General features: G+C 67.6%; 8 protein-coding genes. 5 read left to right on the top strand and 3 right to left on the bottom strand.

Annotation, left to right across the window (positions count from 1 at the left end; translation table 11 throughout):
* The 3 genes from G3N93_RS27445 to G3N93_RS27435 form a co-directional block, all read left to right on the top strand.
* Window positions 1–1,692: sulfatase-like hydrolase/transferase (locus G3N93_RS27445; protein WP_206134378.1), on the top strand; the 1,692-nt coding region annotated here is incomplete at its 5' end.
* A gap of 157 nt (window positions 1,693–1,849) precedes the next feature.
* Complete coding sequence (locus G3N93_RS27440) at window positions 1,850–2,572, top strand: haloacid dehalogenase type II (RefSeq protein ID WP_206134377.1); 723 nt, start codon at window positions 1,850–1,852, stop codon at window positions 2,570–2,572.
* Between the two features lie 234 nt (window positions 2,573–2,806).
* A complete protein-coding gene (locus G3N93_RS27435; RefSeq protein ID WP_307873433.1) occupies window positions 2,807–3,643 on the top strand; it encodes a hypothetical protein in 837 nt (278 codons plus the stop codon).
* Here the strand turns inward: G3N93_RS27435 and G3N93_RS27430 are convergent.
* The 3 genes from G3N93_RS27430 to G3N93_RS27420 all read right to left on the bottom strand — a co-directional run bounded on the left by G3N93_RS27430 (window position 3,640) and on the right by G3N93_RS27420 (window position 6,078).
* Window positions 3,640–4,137 carry a hypothetical protein gene (locus G3N93_RS27430; protein WP_206134375.1) on the bottom strand — a complete coding sequence of 166 codons (498 nt, stop codon included), beginning with the start codon at window positions 4,135–4,137 and terminating at the stop codon, window positions 3,640–3,642. The genes G3N93_RS27435 and G3N93_RS27430 overlap by 4 nt on opposite strands.
* A gap of 59 nt (window positions 4,138–4,196) precedes the next feature.
* Complete coding sequence (locus tag G3N93_RS27425) at window positions 4,197–5,003, bottom strand: uracil permease (protein WP_206134374.1); 807 nt, start codon at window positions 5,001–5,003, stop codon at window positions 4,197–4,199.
* A gap of 115 nt (window positions 5,004–5,118) precedes the next feature.
* Window positions 5,119–6,078 (bottom strand): LysR family transcriptional regulator, encoded by a 960-nt coding sequence (locus G3N93_RS27420; protein ID WP_174936028.1) that lies wholly within the window; start codon window positions 6,076–6,078, stop codon window positions 5,119–5,121.
* 157 nt (window positions 6,079–6,235) lie between these two features.
* On the opposite strand from G3N93_RS27420, the gene G3N93_RS27415 reads away from it, so the two are divergent.
* Entirely contained in the window at window positions 6,236–7,555 is a 1,320-nt protein-coding gene (locus tag G3N93_RS27415; protein WP_206134373.1) for an MFS transporter, read from the top strand.
* 112 nt (window positions 7,556–7,667) lie between these two features.
* On the top strand, window positions 7,668–9,177 hold a 1,510-nt coding region (locus G3N93_RS27410; protein WP_206134372.1), incomplete at its 3' end, for a CoA-acylating methylmalonate-semialdehyde dehydrogenase.

The raw sequence follows: 9,177 nt of genomic DNA, 5'->3' as shown, positions 1-9,177 counted from the left end.
CCCGCACCCGCGTTCCACGGCGCGACGATCGCGCCCGCCGCGCCGCCGGCCGGCTACACCATCCTGTTCATCCTGACCGACCAGGAGCCCCCCTTCGACCGCTCGCCGTTTCCGGTGCCGGGCCTCGACGCGCTGCTCCGCGCCGGCATCACGTTCATGCACCACCCGATCCCCGCCTGCGTGTCCTCGCCGTCGCGCTCGACGGTGTACACCGGGCAGCACATCCAGCACACCGGCGTGCTCGACAACGCGGGCGTGCCCTGGCAGAAGGACATGTCGCCGGACGTGCGCACCGTCGGCCACATGCTGCGCGACGCCGGCTACTACGCCGCGTATCTGGGCAAGTGGCACCTGAGCGCGTCGATGCACGAAACCGCAAGCCCGTACACGGCGCCGGTGGCCGACTACAACCGCACGATCCGGTCGTACGGTTTCGACGACTATTTCGGCGTGGGCGACCTGATCGGGATGGTGCGCGGCGGCTACCAGTACGACGGGATCACGGCCGAGGCCGCGGTGAGCTGGATGCGCAACCACGCGCCGCGTCTCGCGAAGGAAGGCAAACCGTGGTTCCTCGCGGTGAATCTGGTGAATCCGCACGACGCGATGTTCGTGAACACCGACACGAACGGCTCGACGGTGCAGGACGCGAACCACCCGATGCTCGGCAACGCGCCGCCGCCGAACGACGCGCTGTATCGCACGTCGTGGCAAGACGAGCCGCTCGCGGCATCGAGGCGGCAACCGTACGACGAACCGGGGCGGCCGCCCGCGCACGGGATGTTCAACGCCGCGCATGCGAACCTCGTCGGGCGCTATCCGTTCACCGACGAACGCCTGCGCATCTATCAGGACAACTACTTCAACTGCGTGCGCGACTGCGACACGCACGTCGTGCGCCTGCTGCAGTCGCTGCAGGCGCTCGGCCTCGACGAACGCACGATCGTCGTGATGACGGCCGACCACGGCGATCACATCGGCGCGCACCAGCTCGTCGGCAAGGGCGCCACCGCGTACCAGCCGCAGAACCACGTGCCGCTCGTGATCCGCCATCCCGCGTATCCGGGCGGCATGCAGTGCGATGCGCTGACGTCGCACATCGACATCGCGCCGACGCTGCTCGGGCTCACCGGCCTCGACGATGCGCGTCTCGCGTCGATCCGCGGCAGCGCGCTCAAAGGGCACGACCTGACGCGCTGGCTCGCGAAGCCGGCCGGGGCGAAGCTGCACGCAGCACGTGACGCCACGCTGTTCAACTACGCGATGCTGCTCTACTACGACAGCGAATGGATGCTGAAGGAACTGGGCACGATGCGCCAGAAAGGCGTGCCGGAGGACGAGCTGCTGCGCCGCGCGCTCGCGCAGCAGCCGGATTTCCGGTTGCGCGGCACGATCCGCAGCGTGTTCGACGGCCGCTACCGGTTCACGCGCTATTTCTCGCCGCTCGAATTCAACCGGCCGACGACGATGGAGGACCTGTTCGCGCGCAACGACGTCGAGCTGTTCGATATCGCGAGCGATCCGGGCGAGATGCGCAATCTCGCGATGGACCGGAAACAGCACGGCGAGCTGCTGCTCGCGATGAACGGCCGCCTGAACGACCTGATCGCGAGCGAAGTCGGGGAGGATAGTCCCGATGTGATGCCGATTCGGGACGGGAAGGTTCAGGTGCAGATCCGCAAGTGGCATTGAGGACTCACGCGCCTCCGGAGGCGGCGCAAACCGGACGACCTCGCGACCGGCCAAACCGCCTTTCCGTATCCGTGATTCAATGATGATCGAACCGGCGTCGCGCAGTCGGGCGGCACGGCGATTCGACACCTCATCGATCGACCCTCACTGGATCACCATGACGAACCCTGCCGAAATCAAGGCGCTCGTTTTCGATGTCTTCGGAACGATCGTCGACTGGAGAAGCGGCGTCGCACGCGGCGCCGCCGCGTTCCTCGACCGCTACGCACCCGCGCTCGACCCGCTCGAATTCGCCGATGCGTGGCGGGCCGAATATTCGCCGTCGATGGAAGAAATCCGCAGCGGGCGTCGCCGCTACGTGCGGCTCGACGTCCTGCACCGCGAGAACCTCGTCCGCACGCTCAACCGCTACGGGATCGTCGACGTGCCGGACGCCGACATCGACGCGCTCAACCTCGCGTGGCACAGCCTCGACCCATGGCCCGACGCCGTCGCGGCGCTGCAACGGCTGAAGCGACGCTTCATCATCGCGCCGCTGTCGAACGGCAACATCCGGCTGATGGTCGACGTCGCGAAACGCGCGGGACTGCCGTGGGATGCGATTCTCGGCGCGGAAGTCGTCCGCGCGTACAAGCCGTCGCCGCAGGTCTATAGCGATACGGTCGAGATTCTCGGCATCGAACCGGCCGAGCTGTGCCTGGTCGCCGCGCACAACGGCGATCTCGCGGCCGCGCGCCGGCAGGGGCTGTCGACCGCGTTCGTGCTGCGGCCGACCGAACACGGGCCGGGCCAGACGACCGACCTGAAAGCCGACGATGCGTGGGACTTCGACGTCAGGGACCTGAACGAACTCGCGGACCGGCTCGGCTGCCCGGGTTGAATGCCGGATTCCGGTGCGTGATCGCGGCGTGGCCGGCCGCGATGCAGCGCCGGCGGGATGGCGCATCGAGCGCGTCAGGCGCGACGACAGACGACTGGTAGACTCCGCAAACCCTGTCCTGTCCCGTCGCGGCCGCCTACCCTTATGTCGTCACCCCTGCGTCTTGTCGAAGGCAAACTGACCGCGATGCGCTTTCTCGAGCGCCCCGACCAAGGCACGGCCGGCAGCCGCCAGGTGCCGCCCGTCGACCCTGAAGCTCGCAAGAAATCGCTCGGCTACTGGTTCACGCACAACGTGGTGCCAATCATGGCGGCACTCACCGGCAACGGGGCCGCGGCCAACGCGCTGGTGTTTCAGCAAACCGACGAAGACCTCATCCTGGCCCGGTTGAACGCCGCGGCCGACAAGGTCGAGCATCCTGCGACGTGGTCATACGCGAACCTGCGCGAGACCAAGACTTTCGTCTCGGAAAACGCGTACGTGACCGTCGGGAAGAACGGCAAGATCCTGTTCGCGAAGCTTCCGGTGGAAATCGAAATCGGCGGCGAGTCGTACCGCGGGTTCCTGGGCGGCCAGTGCTTCAACGTCGGCGACGACGTGGTTGCCGTAGTCGACCGCCGCGGCCGCCTGTTCGCGCTGTCGTCTCCCGACCGGCACCGCATGGTCATGGATCACGCGTGCAGCGACACAGGGCTGGCAGGCCTCACGCACAGCCTGTGGCTGGCGTGGAAATGGATGTTCATCGGCATGAACTGCCTGCTCATCCCGATCATGATCCTGGTGCTATGGACCAGCGACGGCGGCTTTTCCGACCTGGGTATCGATCTGGCCATGCTGCTGGGCGGGCCGCTCGCGGTGGGCATCCTGCTCGCGCTGCTCGTGGGCGTGCGGCTGTCGTGGTCCGACTGGCTGCCGGCGTGGCGCACGTCGAGCATCCTGAAGGCGCTGGACCGGCCGGAGCTGTGCACGCTCGATTTCCTCGATACGCGCACCCAGGCCGAACGCAACGGCCAGGTGCGCGACACGGATATCGGGCAAATCTACTACGCGCCCGCGGCGCGCCAGGCCTAGCGCGCCGGCTCCATCGCGACTGCCTGCCCCTGCGCCGCCATCGCGAGGCGCCGCCAGTTGCGGGCCGCATACCGGTGCGCCTGCTGCAGCGCGAGCCACAACCCGATCTGCCGAACCGGCGTGAGAAGCCCGCGTGCACTGAACACGGTGCGCCGTTCGACGCGTGTCCTGCCGCCTTCGATGGGCGTCAGCGTGAATTCGTCCTCGAGCAGGCCGACCCAGTCGCGGCACCACACCGTCGACGCCACCATCCGGTAACGCAGCCGGCGAGGCTCGTCGAGCACGAGAATCCGCTGGTCGATGGTGCCGCGATCGGTCGTGCACTGCCGCGTGTTGCCGACGGCCGGTACGCCTTCGAGCACGCGGCAACTGACCGGCTTCGGCACGCCGAGGCGGAACAGCAACGGCCGCGTGTCGTCCATCCGGGCATGGAGGAAATGCGGCCAGACATGCTCGGGCCGGCAATCGAACGTCCACTGCGAATGAATTTCCACGACCGTCTCCTGGCGGTTGCCGGTTCGCACATCATGGCACAACCGCCCCGCCGCCTCCGTTACTTCACGACCGCGCGCCAGGCGGTTCGCGCGTAGGTGAGCAGCAACGGCAGCAGCGAGAGCGCGAACAGCAGGCAGAGCGCCAGCACCCACACCGGCCACGCCTCCGGATTCCCCTTCAACCAGTAGCGGTAAGGCACGCTCAGGAGCCCGATTTCCATCAGCAGCGCGCCGAGCGGCACGAGCCCGTTCATCACCGCCGCCACGCCGAAGCGCGCCGCGCGGTCGATGTTGCGGCCGGCGCCGTACGCCGCGATCAGGTAAATGAAGTACCCGATCATCGCGACCATCACCGCGCCGCCGGCCAGCAGGCCGACGCTGCGCACGCTGCGTTCGTGCCATTGATCCGCACCGGGCGGCCACACGACATCGATCCGCTCGCCGATTTCCGGTGCGCCGCCGGAACGGACATTGCCCGGCATCACCACGCGCTTGCCGTCGGGCAGCGCGGCTTCCAGTATCGACGTGTATTTCAGGCACCGATACCGTTCGGTCCGCCCGTCGCTGTCGCGGCGCTCGCAGGTATCCCACTCGGACGTGTAGGACACGACGGTCGCCTCGTATTTCGGCGAGACGGCCAGAACGTAGAACTCGTCGCCGATCCAGTACGCGAACGGGAAGAACAGCGACACCAGGCAAAAACACACGAGCCACCAGAACGCGACCGCGCCGCGATTCGGCGCCCCCTTCGCACCGCGCTTGCCGCCGGACTGGCGGCGCACCATACGCGACGCGAGCCAATAAGCGGCCGCGGCAAAGACCGCCACACACACCACGAAGACCTTGCCCGCATGCGTCAATGCCATCTGTCTTGCCCCCGGTTCCCCGATGCTTCAATGCTTCGCTTGCCGGCAGGTTCGCCGCCGGGTCGTGTTCGTGCAATGAACCGCACAGCCGCCTTCGCCGCGGCCACGTCACGCGCTATTCCGGCTCGCCGACGAACCTCAGCGTCCCCGATTCGCCCGACAGCAGCGCGCGATTCGCGTCCGCCGCCGCCCGCAGGTAATCCCACAGCGCGGTCACGCGCCGCAGCTTGCGCAGATCCTCGCGGCACGTCAGCCAGAAACACCGCGTGACGACCACGTCGTCCGGCAGCACCGGCACGAGCGCCGGCTGCGTGGCCGCCATGAAGCACGGCAGGATCGCGAGCCCGCCGCCCTGCAGCGCCGCGAAATACTGCGCGATCACGCTCGTCGTGCGCAGCCCGGCCGTCGCGCCCGGCACCGCGCGGTCCAGGTACAGCAGTTCGTTGCTGAACGCGAGATCGTCGACGTAGCTGATGAACGCGTGCTGCGCGAGATCGTCCGTGCAGGTAATCGGCGCGTGGTTCGCGAGATAGTCGCGCGTCGCATAGAGCCGCAGCTGGTAGTCGCACAACTTGGTGACCACGTAAGGGCCGCGCTCGGGCCGCTCGAGCGTGATCGCCAGGTCCGCCTCGCGCTTGGGCAGGTTGACGAAATGCGGCACTGGCAGCAGGTCGACCGTCACGTGCGGATGCTCGGCGCGAAACTGCGCGAGCTGCGGCGCGAGGAAAAAGCAGCCGAACCCTTCCGTCGACCCGATCCGCACGTGGCCCGACAGCGCCTCGCCCGTGTTCGCGACCTGGTCGCACGCGGACTGCACGGTCGTCTCCATCGCGTCCGCATAGGCGACGAGCCGCTGCCCTTCGGCCGTCAGCGTGAAGCCGCCGGAGCGCGACTTGTCGAACAGCAGCGTGCCCATCGCGGCCTCGAGCGCGCGAATGCGCCGCGCGACGGTCGTGTAGTCGACGCCCAGCCGCTTCGCGGCGCCGCTCGCGCGCTGCGTGCGCGCGACTTCGAGGAAAAAGCGCAGGTCGTCCCAGTTCAGGTTGCCGGAAACCGGCTCGGTGGCGTGTCGCATGAGCGAGATAAAAAGGGGCTGAAGTCTCCGGGCCGGCCGTCGATATGCATAAATGCACATCCAACCGGTTTCTTTATCGGTACATGATGAATCCGCGCATAACTATACTCGACCGTGACCTGCGGACCACGAGCCGCGGCACCACCACGGAGACACCATGCAGACGCGATCCACCCTCGATGAGCATGCGACAGTCGCGGCGCCGGCGCCCGAGCGCACCGCGAAGCACTACCTGCTGGCCGGCTGGGCCAGCATGGCCGGCACCACGATCGAGTGGTACGACTTCTTCCTCTACGGCACGGCCGCCGCGCTCGTCTTCAACCGCATCTTCTTCCCGTCGCTGGACCCGGTCGTCGGCACGCTCGCCGCATTCGGCACGTTTGCGGTGGGCTTCATCGGCCGGCCGATGGGCGGCATCGTGTTCGGCCACTTCGGCGACCGCATCGGCCGCAAGTCGATGCTGATGATCACGCTGCTGCTGATGGGCGTGCCGAGCATGATCATCGGGCTGATCCCGTCGTACGACAGCATCGGCTACTGGTCCGCCGCGCTGCTGATCGCGATGCGCTTCCTGCAGGGGATGGCCGTCGGCGGCGAATGGGGCGGCGCGGTGCTGATGGCCGTCGAACACGCGCCGAAAGGCCGCAAGGGGCTGTTCGGCAGCCTGCCGCAGACGGGCGTCGGGCTCGGCCTGATCCTGTCGTCGGTCGCGATGGCCGCGGTGGCCGCATTGCCGGAAGCCGACATGCTGTCGTGGGGCTGGCGCGTGCCGTTCCTCGCAAGCATCGCGCTCGTCGGCCTCGGCTGGTTCATCCGCGCGAAGGTGCCCGAATCGCCCGACTTCGAGAAGATGCAGCGCCAGGGCAAGGCCGAGAAGTCGCCGGTGACGGCCGCGCTGCGCCGCCATCCGCGCGAGGTGCTGACGATCGTCGGCGCCCGCGCCGCCGAGAACACGTGGTTCTACATGGTCGTCACGTTCGCACTCGCGTACGCGACGCAGCAGCTGCATCTGCCGAAGGCCGAGATGCTGCACGCGATCACGGCCGGCGCGGCGCTGTCGCTCGTCACGATGCCGCTGTGCGGCCACCTGAGCGACCGCATCGGCCAGCGCCGGATGTTCGCGATCGGCCTCGTGCTGATGTGCATGTTCGCCGCACCGTTCTTCATGATGCTCGGCACGCAGCAGACGTCGTACGCGTGGTGGGCGATCGTGCTCGGCCTCGGCGTCGTGTTCCCGATCCTCTATGCGCCGGAATCGCTGCTGTTCGCGCAGCAGTTCCCGGCGGAAATCCGCTACAGCGGCATCTCGCTGTCGGTGCAGCTCGCCGGCGTGATCGGCGGCGGCTTCGCGCCGATGATCGCGACGTCGCTGCTCAAGGCCGGCGGCGGCCAGCCGCACTACGTGATCGCGTACCTCGTCGGCTTCGGCGTGTTCGCGCTCGTGTGTACCGCACTGATGCGCCCGGCACGCACGTGAGCATGCCGGCCTGCATTCGATCGATTTCAGTTCAGCCTGCTGCCCGCCGCGCATGGACGCGCGGCGGAAGCAGACACCCTTTTCATCGTCACACCGCTTTACGGAGACATCCATGAACGCCGCAGTTCCCCAGACCACCCTCGCCCTGCCCACCGCCAAGCTGCTGATCGACGGCGCGTTCGTCGAATCGCAAAGCGCCGAATGGGGCGACATCGTCAACCCCGCGACGCAGGAAGTGATCGGCCGCGTGCCGTTTGCGACGCTCGACGAGGTCGACGCCGCGATCGCGTCCGCGCAGCGCGCGTTCCAGACGTGGAAGACGACGCCGATCGGCGCGCGGCTGCGCATCATGCTGAAGTTCCAGGATCTCGTGCGCCGCAATCTCGAACGGATCGCGCACACGCTGACGGCCGAGCAAGGCAAGACGCTGCCCGACGCGCAGGGCGACATCTTCCGCGGCCTCGAAGTGGTCGAGCATGCCTGCTCGATCGGCACGCTGCAGCAAGGCGAATTCGCGGAGAACGTCGCGGGCGGCGTCGATACCTACACGCTGCGCCAGCCGATCGGCGTGTGCGCGGGCATCACGCCGTTCAACTTCCCCGGCATGATTCCGCTGTGGATGTTCCCGATGGCGATCGTCTGCGGCAACACGTTCGTGCTGAAGCCGTCGGAGCAGGATCCGCTGTCGACGATGCAGCTCGTCGAGCTCGCGATCGAGGCCGGCGTGCCGCAAGGCGTGCTGAACGTCGTGCACGGCGGCAAGACGGTGGTCGACCGCCTCTGCACGCACCCGGACATCAAGGCGATCTCGTTCGTCGGCTCGACGCGGGTCGGCACCCACGTGTACAACCTCGGCAGCCAGCACGGCAAGCGCGTGCAGTCGATGATGGGCGCGAAGAACCACGCGGTCGTGCTGCCCGATGCGCACCGCGAGCAGTCGATCAACGCACTCGTCGGCGCGGGCTTCGGCGCGGCCGGCCAGCGCTGCATGGCGACGTCGGTCGTCGTGCTGGTCGGCAAGGCGCGCGACTGGCTGCCGGAGCTCGTCGAAAAGGCGAAGGCGCTCAAGGTCAATGCGGGCGCGGAAGCCGGCACGGACGTCGGGCCGGTCGTGTCGAAGGCCGCGAAGGAACGCATCCTGTCGCTGATCGACGCGGGCGTGAAGGAAGGCGCGACGCTGTTGCTCGACGGCCGCAACGTGAAGGTGCCCGGCTACGAGCAGGGCAACTTCGTCGGCCCGACGATCTTCTCGGGCGTGACGACCGACATGTCGATCTACACGGAAGAAATCTTCGGGCCGGTGGTGGTCGTGCTCGAAGCCGACACGCTCGACGAAGCGATCGCGCTCGTCAACCGTAACCCGATGGGCAACGGCGTGGGCCTGTTCACGCAGAGCGGCGCGGCTGCGCGCAAGTTCCAGAGCGAGATCGACATCGGCCAGGTCGGCATCAACATCCCGATTCCGGTGCCGGTGCCCTACTTCAGCTTCACGGGTTCGCGCGGCTCGAAGCTCGGCGATCTCGGCCCGTACGGCAAGCAGGTCGTGCAGTTCTACACGCAGACCAAGACGGTCACCGCACGCTGGTTCGACGACGATACGACGGCCGGCCCGGTGAATACGA

Source organism: Burkholderia sp. Se-20378, assembly GCF_017104665.1.
Lineage (GTDB): Bacteria > Pseudomonadota > Gammaproteobacteria > Burkholderiales > Burkholderiaceae > Burkholderia > Burkholderia lata.
The sequence above is the reverse complement of the archived record's forward strand: the minus strand, read 5'-3'. Positions and strand labels throughout refer to the sequence as shown.